Origin of the sequence: Paenibacillus thiaminolyticus (genome assembly GCF_007066085.1) — a bacterium.
Classification (GTDB): Bacteria; Bacillota; Bacilli; order Paenibacillales; family Paenibacillaceae; genus Paenibacillus_B; species Paenibacillus_B thiaminolyticus.
Genome location: NZ_CP041405.1, coordinates 1,017,001 through 1,035,052 on the forward strand (window position 1 = coordinate 1,017,001; position 18,052 = coordinate 1,035,052).

General features: G+C 55.6%; 15 protein-coding genes. 3 read left to right on the forward strand and 12 right to left on the reverse strand.

All coding sequences use genetic code 11. From position 1 onward, the window contains the following. Window positions 1–69 precede the first annotated feature (69 nt). The 3 genes from FLT43_RS04565 to thyA all read right to left on the reverse strand — a co-directional run bounded on the left by FLT43_RS04565 (window position 70) and on the right by thyA (window position 3,162). Entirely contained in the window at window positions 70–1,563 is a 1,494-nt protein-coding gene (locus FLT43_RS04565) for a glutamate synthase subunit beta (protein WP_087441783.1), read from the reverse strand. 212 nt (window positions 1,564–1,775) lie between these two features. Next, the gene (locus FLT43_RS04570) at window positions 1,776–2,264 is read right to left on the reverse strand and encodes a dihydrofolate reductase (protein ID WP_087441784.1); all 489 of its coding nucleotides are present in this window, start codon (window positions 2,262–2,264) and stop codon (window positions 1,776–1,778) included. 103 nt (window positions 2,265–2,367) lie between these two features. Continuing rightward, window positions 2,368–3,162, reverse strand: a complete 795-nt coding sequence (gene thyA, locus FLT43_RS04575; protein ID WP_087441785.1) for a thymidylate synthase — start codon at window positions 3,160–3,162, stop codon at window positions 2,368–2,370. 218 nt (window positions 3,163–3,380) lie between these two features. Between thyA and FLT43_RS04580 the strand changes: the two genes are divergently transcribed. Beyond that, window positions 3,381–4,922, forward strand: a complete 1,542-nt coding sequence (locus tag FLT43_RS04580) for an NAD(P)H-hydrate dehydratase (RefSeq protein WP_087441786.1) — start codon at window positions 3,381–3,383, stop codon at window positions 4,920–4,922. Here the strand turns inward: FLT43_RS04580 and hutI are convergent. The 8 genes from hutI to pdhA form a co-directional block, all read right to left on the reverse strand. After that, the gene (gene hutI / locus FLT43_RS04585; protein WP_087441787.1) at window positions 4,909–6,183 is read right to left on the reverse strand and encodes an imidazolonepropionase; all 1,275 of its coding nucleotides are present in this window, start codon (window positions 6,181–6,183) and stop codon (window positions 4,909–4,911) included. The genes FLT43_RS04580 and hutI overlap by 14 nt on opposite strands. 54 nt (window positions 6,184–6,237) lie before the next feature. Continuing rightward, window positions 6,238–7,902, reverse strand: coding sequence for a urocanate hydratase (gene hutU, locus FLT43_RS04590; protein ID WP_087441788.1), 1,665 nt, complete (start codon window positions 7,900–7,902; stop codon window positions 6,238–6,240). A gap of 152 nt (window positions 7,903–8,054) precedes the next feature. Further along, entirely contained in the window at window positions 8,055–8,531 is a 477-nt protein-coding gene (gene hutP, locus FLT43_RS04595; protein ID WP_087441789.1) for a histidine utilization transcription antiterminator HutP, read from the reverse strand. Between the two features lie 126 nt (window positions 8,532–8,657). After that, window positions 8,658–10,211: a histidine ammonia-lyase gene (gene hutH / locus FLT43_RS04600; RefSeq protein ID WP_087441790.1), complete on the reverse strand. Its 1,554-nt coding sequence runs from the start codon at window positions 10,209–10,211 to the stop codon at window positions 8,658–8,660. Window positions 10,212–10,637: 426 nt separating this feature from the next. Beyond that, window positions 10,638–12,056, reverse strand: a complete 1,419-nt coding sequence (gene lpdA, locus FLT43_RS04605) for a dihydrolipoyl dehydrogenase (protein ID WP_087441791.1) — start codon at window positions 12,054–12,056, stop codon at window positions 10,638–10,640. 6 nt (window positions 12,057–12,062) lie between these two features. Next, entirely contained in the window at window positions 12,063–13,334 is a 1,272-nt protein-coding gene (locus FLT43_RS04610) for a dihydrolipoamide acetyltransferase family protein (RefSeq protein ID WP_087441792.1), read from the reverse strand. Window positions 13,335–13,369: 35 nt separating this feature from the next. Further along, window positions 13,370–14,347 carry an alpha-ketoacid dehydrogenase subunit beta gene (locus tag FLT43_RS04615; RefSeq protein WP_087441793.1) on the reverse strand — a complete coding sequence of 326 codons (978 nt, stop codon included), beginning with the start codon at window positions 14,345–14,347 and terminating at the stop codon, window positions 13,370–13,372. A 126-nt stretch (window positions 14,348–14,473) separates the two neighbouring features. Further along, window positions 14,474–15,541 (reverse strand): pyruvate dehydrogenase (acetyl-transferring) E1 component subunit alpha, encoded by a 1,068-nt coding sequence (pdhA, locus tag FLT43_RS04620; RefSeq protein ID WP_006675481.1) that lies wholly within the window; start codon window positions 15,539–15,541, stop codon window positions 14,474–14,476. Between the two features lie 341 nt (window positions 15,542–15,882). Between pdhA and FLT43_RS04625 the strand changes: the two genes are divergently transcribed. Continuing rightward, window positions 15,883–16,611: an alpha/beta hydrolase gene (locus tag FLT43_RS04625; RefSeq protein WP_087441794.1), complete on the forward strand. Its 729-nt coding sequence runs from the start codon at window positions 15,883–15,885 to the stop codon at window positions 16,609–16,611. 66 nt (window positions 16,612–16,677) lie between these two features. On the opposite strand, the gene FLT43_RS04630 is transcribed toward FLT43_RS04625, so the two are convergent. Continuing rightward, window positions 16,678–17,175, reverse strand: coding sequence for a low molecular weight protein-tyrosine-phosphatase (locus tag FLT43_RS04630; RefSeq protein ID WP_087441795.1), 498 nt, complete (start codon window positions 17,173–17,175; stop codon window positions 16,678–16,680). Between the two features lie 205 nt (window positions 17,176–17,380). On the opposite strand from FLT43_RS04630, the gene FLT43_RS04635 reads away from it, so the two are divergent. After that, complete coding sequence (locus tag FLT43_RS04635) at window positions 17,381–18,043, forward strand: thiamine diphosphokinase (RefSeq protein ID WP_087441796.1); 663 nt, start codon at window positions 17,381–17,383, stop codon at window positions 18,041–18,043. Window positions 18,044–18,052: the final 9 nt, after the last annotated feature.

An 18,052-nucleotide genomic window follows, 5' to 3' on the forward strand; every position in this document is an offset into this window, starting at 1 on the left:
GGCGAACGACAGAAAGCCGCGCTATGGATAGCGCAGCTTCTTGCAGCGTTCTCTTCTATTTATTATTCCTCATTCCGGGCGGGATGACAAGTGATTCGCGAGATACGCATCAACTTCGCGGGCGGCTTCCCGTCCTTCGTGAATGGCCCAGACGACCAGACTCTGTCCGCGCCGCATATCTCCGGCGGCAAATACATTGCTAAGCTTCGTCCCGTATTTGCCCTTGACCGCCTTCACATTGGTATGGCGATCGGTGTCAAGATCAAGCTGATCGATGAGCATTGCCTCCGGGCCGTCGAAGCCGACCGCAATGATAACAAGCTGCGCCGGATAGACCCGCTCCGTTCCCGGAATCGGCCGATACGTCTTCCGCCCCTGCTCATCGACGATCCGCTCAATCTGAACCGTGTGCAGCTCCTTCACGCGCCCTTCCTCGTCGCCCACGAAGCGCGTCGTCATGATGGAAAATTCACGCGGATCGCGTCCGTACAACGCCTTCGCTTCCTGATGCGCATAATCGAGCGTATACACATTCGGGAACTGCGGCCAAGGATTGGACGCCTCGTCGCGCACGGCCGGAGCCTGCGGACGCGTGCCGAATTGCGTGATGCTGCGGCAGCCGTGGCGCAGCGCGGTCGCTACGCAGTCGGTTCCCGTATCGCCGCCGCCGATGACGATGACATCCTTGCCGGCCGCCGACACGTAGCTGCCGTCCTCTAGGCCGGAGTTCAAATAGCTCTTAATTGTCCCGTTCAAATAGTCCATCGCATAGTGAATGCCTTCCAGTTCGCTGCCCTCGATGACGAACTCGCGCGGCTTCGTCGCCCCGGTGCACAGCACGACGGCATCATGCTGATCGACTAGCTCGCGGGCCGGAATATCGGTTCCGATCTCGATATTCGTCACGAAGCGGATCCCTTCCTCGGCGAGCAGCCGCACCCGCCGCTCCACCACTTCCTTGTCGAGCTTCATCGTCGGGATGCCGTACGTAAGCAGACCGCCGATGCGATCGTCGCGCTCGTAGACCGTGACGGAATGCCCGGCCTGATTGAGCTGATCCGCGCAAGCCAGTCCCGCCGGTCCCGATCCGACGACCGCGACCCGCTTGCCTGTCCGGCGTACCGGAGGCTTCGCCGTCACCCAGCCTTCACGGAAGCCGCGTTCGATGATCTCTTCCTCGATCGACTTGATCGTGACCGGATCGCCGATGAGACCGACGGTACACGCTCCTTCGCAGGGCGCCGGACACACTCTTCCCGTGAATTCGGGGAAGTTATTCGTGGCATGCAACCGTTCGAGCGCTTCCTGCCACAGCCCGCGGTACACCAGATGATTCCATTCCGGAATCAGATTGTTCACCGGGCAGCCAGAGGTGCCGGAAGCCAGTTCCATCCCCGTATGGCAATAGGGCGTGCCGCAATCCATACAGCGGGATGCCTGGGTCCGCATCTCCTCTTCGGTCAGGTGAAGATGGAATTCCTTCCAATCCAGCACCCGTTCAGCCGGGTCCCGTTCGGCTTGTATTTGTCGAGAATATTCCATAAATCCGGTCGGCGTTGACATGCTGACTCCTCCATCCGTTCGCGTAGCAATCACGAAGCCTGTTCGCAATTGTGCCGATTGATGACATGTCCGGACATCGGACGTTCCGGCATGTGTGTGCCAATGATCGTACCTTAAACGATGTCCCGGAACATATGGAGTCTATCACGAATGATTTGCATTTCAATACATATGGAAATGGCTCACTGCCCGTGCGCGGGGCTGGCCTCCCGTCACGATTCCTTCCGGACATAGGTCTGGAAGCGGTGCGGATACCGGTTCTTCTCGTCGACCGGTCCGTCGGCTTCCCCCGCCAGCTCCCAAGCCGACTCGTCATACGGCGGAAAATACTCGTCGCCCTCGAATTCAGCCTCAATCCGCGTCAGCAGCAGCTTGTCCGCATAAGGAAGGAACTCGCGGTAAATCTGGGCGCCGCCCATCACCATAATTTCTTCATCCGCCGCCAGCGGCAGCACGGACTCGATGTGATGCATTACCTCCGCATCGGGCACCGTCCAGTCCGGGTTGCGGGTCAGCACAATATTGCGCCGGTTCGGCAGCGCCTTCCCCAGCGATTCATACGTCTTGCGCCCCATGACAACCGTCTTCCCCTGCGTCATCGCCTTGAAATAAGCCATATCGCTCGGCAGCCGCCAGGGCATTCCGTTGTCCTTGCCAATGAGACGGTGCTTGTCCATCGCCCAAATCATCGTTATCGGCATAGAGGTGCGCCTCCTTTCTCTCTAGTATTCAATAATAAATTGTAAACGGCTATCTCTAAGCCTACCGTCTATGTTAGCCATCCCTGACATGCAAGCAGGACACTTAGACAGCAACCGGCGCCTTAATCGTCGGATGATGCTGATAATCTACAAATTCGAAATCGTCGAACCGGTAATCAAAAATGGAGTCCGGCTTGCGCTTGATGACGAGCCTCGGAAGCGGAAGCGGCTCGCGCTCCAACTGGGTCTTCACCTGCTCCATATGGTTCGAATAAATATGAACGTCGCCGCCGCTCCAGATGAATTCTCCGACCTCCAGGCCGCATTGCTGGGCCACCATATGAGTGAGCAGCGAATAGCTGGCGATATTAAACGGCAGTCCCAGGAATGTATCGACCGATCGCATGTTGAGCAGACAGCTCAGCTTGCCGCCGGCGACATAAAATTGGAATGAATAATGGCATGGCGGCAGCTTCATCTGATCGACCTCGCCGACATTCCAGGCGGAGACGAGCAATCGGCGCGAATCCGGGTTTGTCTTAATCTGCTCGATCACATTCGCAATCTGGTCGATCACGCGTCCGTCCTTAGTCTCCCAGGCACGCCACTGCGATCCGTACACCGGTCCCAGGTCGCCATTCTCATCCGCCCATTCGTCCCAGATGCGGACGCCGTTTTCCTTTAAATAACGAATATTGGTATCCCCGCTCAAAAACCAGAGCAGCTCATGTACGATGGATTTCAGGTGCAGCCGCTTCGTCGTGACAAGCGGAAAGCCTTCAGCCAGATCGAAGTGAAGCTGACGTCCGAACACGGACAAGGTGCCTGTTCCAGTCCGGTCCTCCTTCTTCACTCCGTGCTCCAAAATATCCTGTAACAACGCCAAATATGACTTCATTTCAACCACTCTCTTTCTACCGTACTGATGTGTATCTTTCATAGTGTACCATCCTCTCATATCGCGGGCAATCCGTTCACGAACTCAAGCCTCGCATTAATAGATGATCAAGATCGTGAAAACAAAAGGATAATGGAGATATGGGAGACAATGAAAACGACGCTGAAATGATATAATGGAAGAAAATGCATTCGAAGGAAAGAGAGAAGGTGAGGTTCATGTATATCGTAACTTCTGCAGAAATGCGCACTCTCGATGAGTACGCCATTCATACCATCGGCATTCCCGCAGCGGTGCTTATGGAAAACGCGGGCAGAGCCGTTGCGGAGGAGATTGCCAAGTTATTGTCCGAGCTGGGAGATCTGGAAGCGAGCAAGCCGTGGCTTATCCTTATCGGCAAAGGCAACAACGGCGGCGACGGCATGGTCGCCGCGCGGCATCTGCGGGAACTGGGCGTGGAAGCCGAGATGCTGTATGCGGCGGATCCGGCGAAGCTGACATCCGACGCCGCGATCCAGCGGGATATTGCCGCCAGGATGGGCATCGCCGCTTCTGTCTATGGGACGGACAGCATCCGGTGGGAGCGGTATGCGGGGATAGTCGATGCGCTCCTTGGCACGGGAACGGCGGGAGCTCCGCGCGAGCCGTACGCCTCGCTAATCCGGGAAGCGAATGCCAGCGGACTGCCGATGGTCGCCATCGATATTCCGAGCGGCTTGGATGCGGATACAGGGGAAGTGAATGTTCCTTGCATTGACGCGGATTTGACCGTGGCCCTCGCCTTTCTCAAGCGCGGGCTGACGCAATATCCGGGTGCGGAACGGGCAGGTCGCGTCGTCGTCCGTTCTATCGGCATCCCGGCGGAGCTTGCGGACAGGGAGGGCATTCGGACCTTGTGGACGAATGAGGAGCTGTTCCTGCGGCGCTTCGGGCTGAGGCTGCCGCTGGCGCGCAAGGCGGATACGCATAAGGGCATCTACGGCCATGTGCTGGTCGCGGCCGGTACCCGCCAATATAGCGGCGCCGGGCTGCTGGCTGCCGCCGCGGCGATCCGCTCCGGGGCCGGACTCGTGAGCTGGGCGCTGCCGGAGCGGATGCTGGACCCGATGATCGGGCGACTCCCGGAAGTCATGCTGCACGGCATGCCCGACGACGAACGCGGCGACTGGGCGGCTGTACCGCCCGAGGCGGTGCTGCGGCTGGCCGCCGGCAAGACGGCGCTGGCCATCGGCCCGGGAATGGGCCGCTTCGCCGGCGACGCCGCATGGCTGCGCGCGATCTGGACGGGCGCGCCATGCCCGCTCGTCGTCGATGCGGATGCGCTCAACATGATCGCGGATGCGGGCGGCCTCGGAGCATGGCCGCAGCGTGACGGCGCTGCGATCCTCACGCCGCATCCGGGCGAGATGGCGCGCCTGACGGGCCTCACCGCGCGCGAAGTGCAGCGCGACCGCATCGGCCTGGCGCGCCGCTATGCCGTGCAGCACGGCGTGACGCTCGTGCTGAAGGGCGCCCGCACCGTAACCGCCACCCCCGCCGGGGACGTGTACGTGAACCCGTCCGGCAACCCGGGGATGGCTACGGGAGGTGCGGGCGACGCGCTGGCAGGCCTGATCGCAGGCCTGCTCGCGCAAGACTTCGACGCCGGCCTCGCCGCGGCCCTGGGCGTCTATCTTCACGGCCTTGCCGGCGACCGCGCCGCCGCAAGCCGACCCTCCCCCGGCTCGATGATCGCCGGGGATATCATCAATTGCCTGTAGACACGACCACGTTCCCGCGCTTGAATACAGTATGAACATGATTGATTCCGAAATGATACGGCAAGTAGGCCAGGTTAGCCGCCTTGAAAATAACGAGGTCCGCCTGCTTGCCGGCTTCCAGGCTCCCTACGGTATCCGCTCTCCCGATGGCATGAGCCGCATTGATGGTCACGGCCGTCAATACTTCCTCAGGGGTCATGCCCAAGTTCAGACAGCCCAAGGTCATGACAAGCTGGAGCGCTTCCGTAGGCGAGCTTCCCGGATTATAGTCCGTGGACAGGGCTACCGCGAGCCCCATCTCGATCATGGTCCGCGCCCGGGCGTGATGTGTCAGCCGCAGATTGAAGGAAGTGGCAGGGAGACAGACGGCCACGACGCCGGCCTGCCGCATCGCCTCCAAGCCTTCATCCGAAGCCGCAATCAGATGCTCGGCCGAAATGCAGCCCAGCTTGCCTGCCAATTGAGCTCCTCCGATCGGCTCGATTTCATCCGCATGAATTTTGAGGCCGAAGCCCAATTCCTTGGCGGCAAGCAGGATTTGCTCCGATTCGTCCACAGAAAAAACGCCGTGCTCGCAGAACACATCGCAAAATTCGGCCAGCCCTTGCCGCTTCACCTCCGGCAGCATCTGCTCGATGACCAGCCGCACAAATTCTCCGGATCGGCCTTTATATTCTTCCGGCACGACATGGGCTCCCATAAACGTAGATACTAAATCAACGGGATGCTCCCGGTTCAACCGGTGAGTGACCCGAAGCTGCTTCAGTTCGTCCTCCAGCGTCAGCCCGTAGCCGCTCTTCGCCTCCGCCGTCGTCACGCCGAAGGAGAGCATTATATCCAGGCTCGCTTTCGCCTTCGCATACAGTTCCTCTTCCGTTGCCTGACGCGTGGCTCGAACGGTGCTCAGAATCCCGCCGCCCTGAGCTAATATTTCCAAATAGGACATGCCCTTCAGCTTCAATGCCAGCTCATGCTCGCGCGAGCCGCCGTGAACGAGGTGGGTGTGCGGATCGATAAGCCCCGGCGTAACCAGCAAGCCCTGGGCATCATGCTTGCGCTCTATTGCCAATCCGCTGATGTCCGCCATCACTTCGTCTTCCGGTCCCGCCGCCACGATGAGTCCGTCCCGGATCGCTACAGCTCCCTTGCGCACGGCCCCCACCTCTGACATTTCACGGCCTGTGCGCGGCCCCCGCCTCCCTTGCATCGTGATAAGCGTTCCAATGTTATGGATCAACAGATCAATTCGATTATGTTCCATCAGGCTCCCCCTCTCGAAGGCAGCAAGCCCGGCCGGGCTTGCTGCGCATCATTGTTATATGCCAAGCATCGGTACGCGAACTCCGCAATTCTTCGCCGTCTTAATCGCAAGTTCATAACCGGCGTCGGCATGACGGATAATGCCCATGCCCGGGTCTGTATTCAAGACGCGGGACAGCTTCTCGTCCGCTTCTGCTGAACCATCTGCGACGACGACCATGCCCGCATGCAGGGAGTACCCCATGCCTACGCCGCCGCCGTGGTGGACAGATACCCAGCTCGCGCCGGAAGCCGTATTCACCAGCGCGTTCAATATCGCCCAGTCGGCGACCACATCGCTGCCGTCCTTCATGGACTCCGTCTCCCGGTTAGGCGATGCGACGGATCCGCAGTCCAGATGATCACGGCCAATGACGATTGGGGCAGAAATATCTCCATTGCGCACCATCTCGTTGATAGCCAAGCCCATCTTGGCCCGTTCCCCATAGCCCAACCAGCAAATACGCGCAGGCAGGCCCTGGAACGCGACCTTCTCCCTGGCCATCTTGATCCAGTTGCACAGATGGGTGTTTTGCGGGAACAGCTTCAATACAAGCTCATCCGTCTTATAAATATCATCCGGATTGCCGGATAGCGCCGCCCAGCGGAACGGCCCCTTCCCCTCGCAGAAGAGCGGGCGAATATAAGCCGGAACGAAGCCAGGGAATTGAAATGCTTCGGTTACCCCTTCATCGAAGGCCACTTGGCGGATATTATTGCCGTAATCGAATACAATCGCGCCCAAGTTCTGAAGATCGAGCATCGCCTGGACATGGGCGGCCATCGATTTTTTGGACAGCTTCACATATTGCGCCGGATCGGCCGCACGCAGTTCGGCAGCCGCTTCCAGTGAATAGCCTGCCGGTACATAGCCGTTAAGCGGATCATGGGCCGACGTCTGATCCGTGACGAAATCGGGTCTGATCCCCCGCCGCACCATTTCTGGGAACACCTCCGCCGCATTGCCCGCCAGGCCGATCGAGAGCGCTCTTCCCTCCGCCTGCGCATCACTCGCCAGCTTCAACGCTTCATCGAGATCGTGAACCATAATATCGCAGTATTTCGTATCGATTCTGCGCTGGATCCGGGACGGATCGACCTCCACTCCAATCATGACGCCGTCGTTCATCGTGACGGCGAGCGGCTGGGCTCCTCCCATGCCGCCGAGGCCCGCCGTTAACGTCAGCGTTCCTCTAAGGGTGCCTCCATTATGCTGGCGGGCCGCCTCGGCGAAGGTCTCATACGTTCCTTGCAAAATGCCCTGCGTCCCAATATAAATCCAGCTTCCGGCCGTCATTTGCCCGTACATCATCAGTCCCTGCTTATCAAGCTCGTGGAATGTGTCCCAATTGGCATAGGCAGGCACGATAACCGAATTGGAGATGAGGACCCGCGGCGCGTGCGTGTGCGTCCGGAACACGCCGACCGGCTTGCCGGATTGCACAAGCAGCGTTTCATCCGCTTCCAGGTTCGTGAGACATTCCACGATTTTGTCGAAGCATTCCCAGTTGCGCGCCGCCTTGCCGATGCCGCCATATACGACCAGATCTTCCGGACGCTCGGCCACATCGGGATCCAGATTATTCATAAGCATCCGCAGGACCGCCTCCTGCTGCCAGCCTTTCGCAGTCAATTCCGTTCCATGTGCCGCCCTGATGATACGTTTGGTAGGTTGCTTCACAAATAGCCACTCCTTTGTGATAGATTCGACAAACAATATCAAAGCCCGCTTTCCACCTCTTCAAAACATCTCTAAAGAAGGGCGTCTGACACTAGCCCAGCTTGCGCGCATAGCAGCATGACATGAAGGAGTATCGCAAGATGACGCTGCATTTAAATATGGTTGTACCCGAACCCGAGCACATCGTGCTCGAATCCTTTTTTGGGGGCGCCAATCGTGCCGTATACGCAGACGCTTAACCATTCCTCGGAATATCCCGATATTTCGACTCTCCCTCTCGTGATGCAGAACGTTAACCCTACGGTCCGCAAAATATCTCCGAATTGGACCGTCCCTCTTCCAATCCCCTGCAGCGCTTCGATGATGGCATGGTATAAAGAATGAACTTCCCGATAAGAGTTCGGATCAATCACCTTGTTCGCTTTGGCGCTCGTTTCAATCGCCGTCACGACTTTGACCAATTCCATCGCGCCGACCTTGCCGATCGTATACCGGTATCCCCTTTTTCTCATCTCCTCCTCAATTTCCGCGCCCGCTTCTTCGTTATGGAGCATGACCAAAAGCGAAGTCAGCTTGCCCATCGTATAATTGCCGCAGTCGAACCGATTTCCTTCATTCCGGTTACTCATTGCCAACCTCCCTTCTTGCACAGCAATCCCATGTCTTTGAAAAAGTGATATACAGCCAGGGATACAGCAAAGTGGAGCCAAAGCGAGACAGAAAGCAGCGCTGTATAGCCTTGACACCATGTCCATCTACCGAAGCTTGATTACATCCCCAATGCTCGCGGCGGCATCAGTCTGCCTCATCCACTCCGCCACCTTGTGAAAATCATCCGCAAGCACGCGATCCTTCTCCACGGCCGGGACAAGCGTGCGGCATTGGTCATAGAGCCATTTCGTCCCCAGCCCAAGCAGCCGCGGGTCGCGGAAATCAGCCGCTTGCGCCCCGCACAGCAGCTCAATGGCGAGCACTGCGTAAGCGTTCTCAATGATCTGCTTCGCTTTGCGCGCGGCGATGGTTCCCATGCTGACGTGATCCTCTTGGTTGCCCGAGGACGGAATGGAATCGACACTGGCGGGATGAGCCAGCGCCTTATTCTCGGACACGACGGACGCCGCTGCGTACTGCGCGATCATGAAGCCAGATTCAAGCCCCCCATTACTCGTCAGAAAAGCCGGAAGCTGCTCATTCAAATGAGGATTGACGAGCCTTTCGATTCGCCGTTCGGCAATGTTGGCCAGCTCCGCTGCGCTGACGGACAGATGGTCCATTGCCAGTGCAACCGGCTGCCCATGGAAATTCCCGCCCGAGATCACTCGCCCCTCATCCACAAAAATTAGAGGATTATCGGTCGCCGAATTGATTTCAATTTCCAGCTTGCCGGCAATATAGGCCAGCGCATCCCGGCTTGCCCCATGGACCTGCGGCGCGCAGCGCAAGGAATAGGCATCCTGCACCCTCCGCTCCCCTTGACTCGTCATTAACTTGCTTCCAGAGGTTAGCCGGATTACATTTTCGGCGGATTGGCGCTGTCCTTGATGCGGGCGAATGAGGTGGGTCAACGGATCGAAGGCGTCCCGGACGGCGAACAGCGCTTCACAAGTCAATGCAAGCGTGCAATCGGCCCAGTTCGCCAGATTCATGGCATCGTAACAGGCCAACGCGCCTACGGCCGTCATCGCCTGCGTCCCGTTGATAAGGGCTAATCCCTCTTTCGCCTCCAGCGTGACGGGAACGAGACCGGCAAGCTGCATCGCCTGGCCGCCCGGCATTCGTGTGCCCTGATAATAAGCTTCTCCCTCGCCGACCAGCACGAGCGCCAAATGGGACAACGGCGCCAAATCGCCGCTTGCGCCGAGCGAGCCTTTTTCCGGGATGACCGGTGTTACCCCGTGATTCAGCATGCCGACCATCAATTGCACCACTTCCGGACGGATGCCGGAGTAGCCAAGCGCAAGCGCATTGACACGCAGCAGCATAATCGCTCGCGCGATCTCGATCGAGAACGGGGCGCCGATTCCGCACGCATGGCTTCGAATGAGATTCAACTGCAGCGCTTTGACATCTTCGCCGGAAATATACGTATCGCAAAACTTCCCGAAGCCGGTTGTCAAGCCGTACACCACTTTTTTCTCGCGAAGCAATGTTTCAACATAAGCCCTGCTCTTCTCCATGCTGCGGATGCTCTCTTCGCACAGCTCCACCTTCGCATCGAAGCGGGCAACCTGAACGACCTGCCTAATCGTTAATGCCCCGCCGCCCACATACACGGCGTGATGATCTTCCTTATGATCCATTACCTGCATATCCGCACCTGCTTTACTATAAATAGTAGTTTCGGTAACGGCTTCTAATGACTATTCGCTAAAGGCCATTGCTTCATCCTATTCTTTCACTCGTTTCCGCCAACTCAAATATACACGTTCACGACCTCTAAAAAACAAAAAGAATGCAGTTCGATAAGGAAACCGAGTACTTCCCTCATTCAAAGCTACATTCTGTTCACTAATGACTATATAGAGCTTACATTTAATTTACAACGTTGGAGAAGGTTAGTCAATAACGAGTTATGGAGCCAGGAGAAGTGCATTCGTCTTTTCCCATTGCCATATAATAAAAAAATCCCCCGCAGCATCACGCTGCGAGGGCACAAAGCAAATCAATATCGAATAGAACCGTAACAGAAAGATAACAGAACGCTCCTGGAGCAGGAGTACTGCATGATTAAAACATTACTTCGCTACTGTGTGAATCGGATGTCCAAGCACGACTTCCGCAGCTTCCATCACGATTTCGCCAAGCGTTGGGTGAGCATGGATCGTCAGCGCCAGATCTTCCAGCGTTGCCGCCATTTCCACAGCCAAGCCCATTTCCGCGATCAGGTTGGACGCTTCCGCGCCGACGATTTGGGAACCGATCACGACGCCGGTATCCGCATCAGCTACGATTTTGACGAAGCCTTCCGCGTTGCCGCCGAGGGACAGTGCGCGTCCGTTCGCCGCATATGGGAACTTGCCTGCTTTGACGTTGTGGCCTTTTTCCTTCGCTTCCGATTCAGACAAGCCCACGCTTGCGCATTCCGGATCGGTGAAGCATACGGCAGGAATGCACTTGTAATCGACGACGCTTGGCATGCCCGCGATGGCTTCCGCCGCAACCTTGCCTTCGTAAGAAGCTTTATGCGCCAGAGCTGGACCGGCAACGATATCGCCAATTGCGAAGATGTGAGGAATGCTTGTGCGTCCTTGGTGGTCGACTTCAACCAGGCCGCGGTCAGTCATTTTGACGCCGATCATATCAAGACCAAGCTCGCCATCGGTGTTCGGACGGCGGCCAACCGTTACGAGCAGGTATTCTGCAGTAACTTCTTTGGTTTCGCCTTTCACCGTGAACTTCACGGTAACGTCTTTATCCGTTTGCGCAGCGCTCTCCGCTTTCGCGCCCGTGAAGATTTCCACATTGGATTTCTTCATGTTCTTCGCGACAAGCTGGGTCATATCTTTATCGAAGCCTGGCAGCACCATGTCTGCGCCCTCGATAATCGTTACTTTCGTGCCGAACTTGGAGTACATTTGGCCAAGCTCTGCGCCGATGTAGCCGCCGCCGATGACGATCATCGATTTCGGAATGTCTTGCAGCTCGAGAGCTTCCGTCGAAGACAGAATGCGTCCGCCGAACGGGAAAGCCTTCAATTCGATTGGACGGGAGCCGGTTGCGATAATGCAGTTCTTGAATTTGTAGCGCGGCGCTTCTTGGTCGTTGAATACGCGCGCTTCATTTTCATTGATGAACATGCACTCGCCGTTGAATACTTGCACTTTGTTCGCCTTCAGCAGCGCGCCAACGCCGCCGGTCAGCTTTTTCACGACGCCGCCCTTGAATTCTTGCACTTTTTTGAAGTCGACTTTTACATTTTCCGCCGTGATGCCGATCGCGGAGGCATGCTGAGTCACTTCATACTGATGCGCTGCGCTGATCAATGCTTTGGAAGGAATACAACCGCGGTTCAGACATACGCCGCCGACAGTCGATTTATCTACGATAAGCACGCTTTGGCCGAGTTGGGCAGCGCGAATCGCTGCCACATAACCGCCCGGGCCTGCTCCAATAACCAGAGTATCAATGTTCAAAGATGCGTCTCCTACTACCATGTCCGGTTACACCTCCATGACAAGCAGCTCTGGATTAGCAAGCAGCTGCTTGATATAGTTCATAAAGTTTTGTGCCGTTGCGCCGTCGATGAGACGGTGGTCGAAGCTGAGAGACAAGGCCATCACTGGCGCTGCCACGATTTCGCCGTTCTTCACGACAGGTTTTTCCGTAATGCGTCCGGTACCCAAAATCGCAACTTCAGGGAAGTTGATGATTGGAGTGAAGAACATGCCGCCTGCGGAACCGATGTTCGTAATCGTGATCGTGCTGCCTTTCAATTCATTCGGCCCAAGCTTGCCTTCGCGACCGCGGGCAGCCAGATCCTTGATGCTGTCGGCGATCATCCAGATGCTGCGGCGATCCGCATCATTGATAACCGGAACGATCAGACCGTTGTCTGTATCTGTAGCGATACCGATGTTGTAGTACTTTTTGTACACAATCTCGTTATTCGCTTCGTCGATCATCGCGTTCATAGCCGGGAATTGACGGCAAGCCGCCACGAGCGCTTTGACGATGAACGGGAGGTATGTTACTTTCGTGCCTTTCTTCTCCATCATTGGCTTCAAGCGGGTACGGAATGCAACCAGCTCCGCAACGTCCACTTCATCCATGATGGTAACATGCGGCGCCGTGTAAGCCGATTTGACCATCGCATTGGAGATGGCTTTGCGGATGCCCTTGAATGGCACGCGCTCTTCTTCGGCTTCGCGTCCGGTAGCTGCTGCTGGAGCGGCAGGCGCTGCTTTGGCTTCGGCAGCGGCTTGAGGCGCTTCTGCCTTCGCGACAGGCGCTCCGCCATTGGCGAATGCTTCCACATCTTCGCGCGTAATTTTTCCGTTCTTGCCGGTTGGAGGAACTTCGCCGATGTTCACGCCCAATTCACGCGCCAGCTTGCGCACGCTTGGCGTAGCCAGCACTTCATGGTTAGGCGCTGCTGCTGTGCCTTCCGCTTTTGGAGCTTCCGCTGCAGGCGCTGCTGCTGCCGGTTCTTCCTTAGCCTCTTCGGCAGGTTCCGCTTGTTCCGGAATATCTCCTTCGGCGTCGATGATAGCCACGACTTCGCCCATATGGCATACTTGGCCATCCTTCGCCAGCACTTCAAGCACCGTACCGTTTACCGGACAAGGCACTTCAACGACAGCTTTATCATTTTGAACTTCCATGATGATGTCGTCGTCGGTAACTTTGTCACCCGGTTTGATGTGCATTTTAATAATTTCGCCTTCATGCAGCCCTTCCCCCAGCTCTGGGAAGCGATATTCAAATTTAGCCACAAGAACAACCTCCTTCAAATCTGTTCGGTTCTAACTTAGAAGTCCAATACTTTTTTGGCGCCAGCTACGATGCGGGCAGGCGTTGGCAGCCAAGTATCCTCGATTTGGGCAAACGGATAGACCGTGTCCGGACCGGTTACGCGCAGCACAGGCGCTTCCAGATGAAGAATCGCCTTTTCATTGATTTGGGCAATGACTTCTGCAGCGACACCGGAAGTTTTTTGCGCCTCTTGAACGATGATAGCGCGGTTCGTCTTCTTGATCGAAGCCACGATTGTATCGATATCCAAAGGAACCAACGAGCGCAGGTCGATGACTTCCGCTTGAATGCCTTCTTTCTCCAGTTCAGCGGCTGCTTTCATCGCCGTATGAACCATCAAGCCGTAAGCGATGATCGTTACGTCCTTGCCTTCGCGGACGATTTTTGCTTCGCCGAGCGGAACAGTATAGTCCTCTTCAGGCACCTCTTCGCGGTAAGCATGGTATAGGTTCAAGTGCTCCATGAAGAACACTGGGTCATTGTCGCGGATCGCCGAGATAAGCAATCCTTTCGCATCATATGGATTCGAAGGAATAACTACTTTAATGCCCGGCGTCTGTACGAGCAAGCCTTCGAGCGAGTCCGTATGCAGTTCTGCCGCTTTTACCCCGCCGCCGAACGGCGTACGGAATACGATTGGCGCGTTGTAGCGTCCGCCGGAGCGGTAGCGCATGCGCGCTGCTTGAACACAGATTTGGTCAAGAGCTTCATAGATAAAGCCGACGAACTGGATTTCCGCGATAGGGCGGAAGCCTTGGATGCCGAGACCGACAGCCATCCCGCCGATTGCGGACTCTGCCAGCGGCGTATCGAAGACACGCTCATCGCCAAACTCTTTTTGCAGACCTTCCGTCGCACGGAACACGCCGCCGACATGGCCGACGTCTTCCCCAAATACCAACACGTTCGGATCCCGCTTCAATTCCACGCGCATTGCGTCGCGAATCGCTTCTTTCATATTCATTTGTGCCATTGCATCGTATCCTCCTTACGTTATCACACAGCCTGATTCGGTCTGGTTCGCATTCTCATGCGATGCTGACTTCTATCGATAACCGGATGTCTTCCCTGCTTACCCGGTTCATTGTCATTCTGCTATTTATTGAAAATCGGCTTTTTGCTCTTCCAAATATTTCGGCGTCGTCTCGAACATGCTGTCGATCAGACCAGCAACCGTCATTTTTTCGGTTTTTTCCGCACGCTTGATTTCTTCATTCACTTTTGCTTTCGCTTCGTCTTTCACGCGGGCTGTATCTTCTTCAGTCCACAGTCCCTTTTTCTCCAAATACTTGCCGAAGCGTACGATCGGATCTTTGATTGCCCATTCCGCTTCTTCGTCTTTCGTGCGGTATTTGGTCGTGTCGTCGGCCATGGAGTGAGGACGGAAACGGTACGTCAACGACTCGATCAGTGTTGCGCCTTCTCCCTTGCGTCCGCGTTCTGCCGCGATTTGAACCGCCTTGATGACCGCGAGCACGTCCATGCCGTCAACCTGCATGCCGTGAATGCCCGCCGCTACCGCTTTGTGAGCGATCGATTTGGCTGCCGTTTGCTTCGTGAACGGCGTTGTAATTGCATAACCGTTGTTCTGTACGAAGAAAATAACCGGCAGGCTGTACGCACCCGCGAAGTTAAGGCCTTCATAGAAGTCGCCTTCGGACGATCCGCCGTCACCAGTGTACGTAATCGCCACGTTCGGTTGTTTTTTCAGCTTGAAGCCTTTTGCAATTCCCATCGCGTGCAGGATTTGCGCGCCGATGATGATTTGCGGCATCAATACGTTGACGCCTTCCGGAATTTGCCCGCCATGCTGATGTCCGCGGGAATAGAGGAATGCTTGGTACAATGGCAATCCATGCCATACGATTTGCGGCATGTCTCGATATGCCGGCACAACGAAGTCTTCCTTCTCAAGCGGGTATACGCTGCCTACCATAGAAGCTTCTTGACCGGAAACCGGCGCATAGAAGCCGAGGCGGCCTTGGCGGCCCAAGTTGATGGCACGCTCGTCCCATGTCCGCGTGAACACCATGCGGTACATGATTTCCTTCAATTGTTCGTCGGTAAGTTCCGGCATGAGATCCGGGTTCACGATTTCTCCTTCTGGAGACAAGACGGACAATGGCTGAACATCTTCCGTCTGAACTTCAAATGGATACTTGCTCATTGTTTTCACCTCAATAAAAGTTTGAAGATTTTGTTTAGCTGTTATAGAATGATTATACACCTGTTTCACTCAATTGGTCAAAAGAAAACGCGAAAAAAGTGAACATTTTGTTTTGGTGTTGTTATAACAGGGGTGATTTCAGACTATAACAGGCTGTTACAAAATTGTGAACTTAAGCACAAAGCGGTACTCTGCCCAAGGGGCCTGACGTCTATTTCCTCAACGAGCGGATCGCTGCATTTCTACTTCAAGGTCCAAACCTCTAGATAGAAGAACATTTTGGCCAATTAGAAATATTATTCACCAATAAAAGCTAAATTTTGCACAAGGCGGTGTAAATGATGTCCGATTCATCCATTCTCAAACGAACGATCCACAAGCATGTCATTCCAAGCAGCCTGCTGAGCGCAGATCGCCATGTTCGCGTCTACCTGCCGCCAGGCTACCAAGAGATGCTGAGCTATCCGGTCGTCTACTGCCAGGATGGCGAAGATTTCTTCAACTTCGGCCGCATCGCGACCTATGCGAACAAACTCATTATTGAAGAGGATATGGAGCCCTTCATCATCGTCGGCGTCGACGTGGACAAAAAAATACGTACATCTGAATATTCCCCGGACGGGGAACGTTTTGAATCATATACCCGAGCGTTCGTCGAAGAGATTGTTCCCTTCATCGAGCAGCATTATCCGGTACGGACCGATTGGACCGAGACCGTCTTGGCGGGCGACTCGCTGGGCGGCACCGTTTCTCTTCATCTGGCGCTTCTCTATCCCGAACGCTTCCGCCAGGTTATCTCGCTGTCAGGTGCGTACTATCCCTACTCGCAAGAGCTGATTGCCCGAGAAATGGACTTGTCCTGGCTGCACTTGTTCATGATCGTCGGACTGCAGGAGACCGCTTTCAAGACGGATCGGGGCGTGTTCGATTTTGTCGCCTTGAACCGGTCAGCTAAGCAGCTTCTGGAGGACAGAGGCGCCCATATCCAGTACAGCGAACATGACGGCCAGCATCAGTGGGGCTTCTGGCAGCAGCATATCCCGGACGCACTCCGCTTTTTCCTTGAATAGTCCCTTGGCCTGTAATGTTAAAAAAAGGACACCTAAAAAAGTAGTGGCATACAGAAGGGTATGTCACTACTTTTGTGCCGCTTTGCCATGATCCAGGCCTTGCTCCTGAACGATCTTGTCCAATAGCCGGATGCAGCCTGCCTGAATCAGCCGGTATACTTCATCAAAATTACCGGTATAGTACGGATCAGGCACGTCTTCAGCCTGCTCCTCCGGAAGCACAGTCATAAAGCGCATAACCTGAGCTTGTCTTGCTTCCGCCCCTTCCCATGCCAATACATTCTGTTCATTGCTTCTGTCCATGCATACAATATATGTAAAATCATTGAAATCCCCAGGTCTTACTTGTCTGCCCAGCATGCCTTCATATGAAATGCGGCGTTCATCCAGTATCGTTCGCGTGCCTTGGTGGGGCGGCTTGCCAATATGCCAATCTCCCGTACCTGCGGAATCGGCGGTAATCGCGTGTTCCAGGCCCGCTTGCTTCACTTCATGTCGAAATATCGCCTCTGCCATCGGTGAACGGCAAATGTTGCCGAGACAGACGAACAATACGTTCACCACTGCGGTACACCTCCTTTCAGCCTCGGGTGGGTTAGGGCTCTTCACCTGTAAATATACCTATCTCGACAAGAAATAACAAGCCCGTGTTCCAAGAAGGCAGGTTAGGGATTGGTCTCTGGGCGGCAATCGGATATACTTAAAACGCGCACATCATCTATAATTCGGGACTTTCCGCGTGAGAAGGTCTCATAAAGGAAGGATAGTCATGTACATAGCCCCTCCTGTTCCCTGCCCTCGGCATGTCGTAATTTGCGCCGGCGGCATGCTCGATGCCTCCCTGCTCTCCGTGTGTAATGAGGCGGATGTCGTAATCGGCGCAGATCGGGGTGCATTGGCATTGGCCAATCATGGAATCTGCCCGGACGTAGCGATTGGGGATTTCGATTCCGTCACAGAGGACGAACGGAACCAAATACGACGGTGCAGCAAGCACTATCAAGATTTTGACGCGATCGACAAAGATTACACCGACACCGAGCTGGCCTTCCATACGGCGCTCGCATGGAGGCCCGCGCAGATTACGCTGTTGGGCGCAACCGGTACAAGATTGGATCATACGCTTGGCAATATCCATCTGCTGCGGGTCGGACTTGACCAAGGCATCCAATGCCAAATTGTTGACGCCCACAATATTGTCCGGCTGACCAATTCCGAGCTGACTCTGCCGCAGCAGCCCTACCCTTATATATCGCTGCTCCCGCTCAGCATGACCGTTACCGGCATTACGCTCAAGGGCTTCGCCTATCCTCTGGTAGATGCCACCCTGCATATCGGGCAATCGCTCGCGATCAGCAACCAGTTCGCCGCCGAGGAAGGAACCGTCACTATTCGGGACGGCTACCTGCTCGTCATCTGCAGCCGCGACTAAGCGGGAACA

Coding starts and splice junctions, on each gene's coding strand:
- FLT43_RS04565 (WP_087441783.1), bottom strand. CDS start 1,563: ATGTCAACGCCGACCGGATTTATGGAATATTCTCGACAAATACAAGCC.
- FLT43_RS04570 (WP_087441784.1), bottom strand. CDS start 2,264: ATGCCGATAACGATGATTTGGGCGATGGACAAGCACCGTCTCATTGGC.
- thyA (WP_087441785.1), bottom strand. CDS start 3,162: ATGAAGTCATATTTGGCGTTGTTACAGGATATTTTGGAGCACGGAGTG.
- FLT43_RS04580 (WP_087441786.1), top strand. CDS start 3,381: ATGTATATCGTAACTTCTGCAGAAATGCGCACTCTCGATGAGTACGCC.
- hutI (WP_087441787.1), bottom strand. CDS start 6,183: ATGGAACATAATCGAATTGATCTGTTGATCCATAACATTGGAACGCTT.
- hutP (WP_087441789.1), bottom strand. CDS start 8,531: ATGAGTAACCGGAATGAAGGAAATCGGTTCGACTGCGGCAATTATACG.
- hutH (WP_087441790.1), bottom strand. CDS start 10,211: ATGCAGGTAATGGATCATAAGGAAGATCATCACGCCGTGTATGTGGGC.
- lpdA (WP_087441791.1), bottom strand. CDS start 12,056: ATGGTAGTAGGAGACGCATCTTTGAACATTGATACTCTGGTTATTGGA.
- FLT43_RS04615 (WP_087441793.1), bottom strand. CDS start 14,347: ATGGCACAAATGAATATGAAAGAAGCGATTCGCGACGCAATGCGCGTG.
- pdhA (WP_006675481.1), bottom strand. CDS start 15,541: ATGAGCAAGTATCCATTTGAAGTTCAGACGGAAGATGTTCAGCCATTG.
- FLT43_RS04625 (WP_087441794.1), top strand. CDS start 15,883: ATGTCCGATTCATCCATTCTCAAACGAACGATCCACAAGCATGTCATT.
- FLT43_RS04635 (WP_087441796.1), top strand. CDS start 17,381: ATGTACATAGCCCCTCCTGTTCCCTGCCCTCGGCATGTCGTAATTTGC.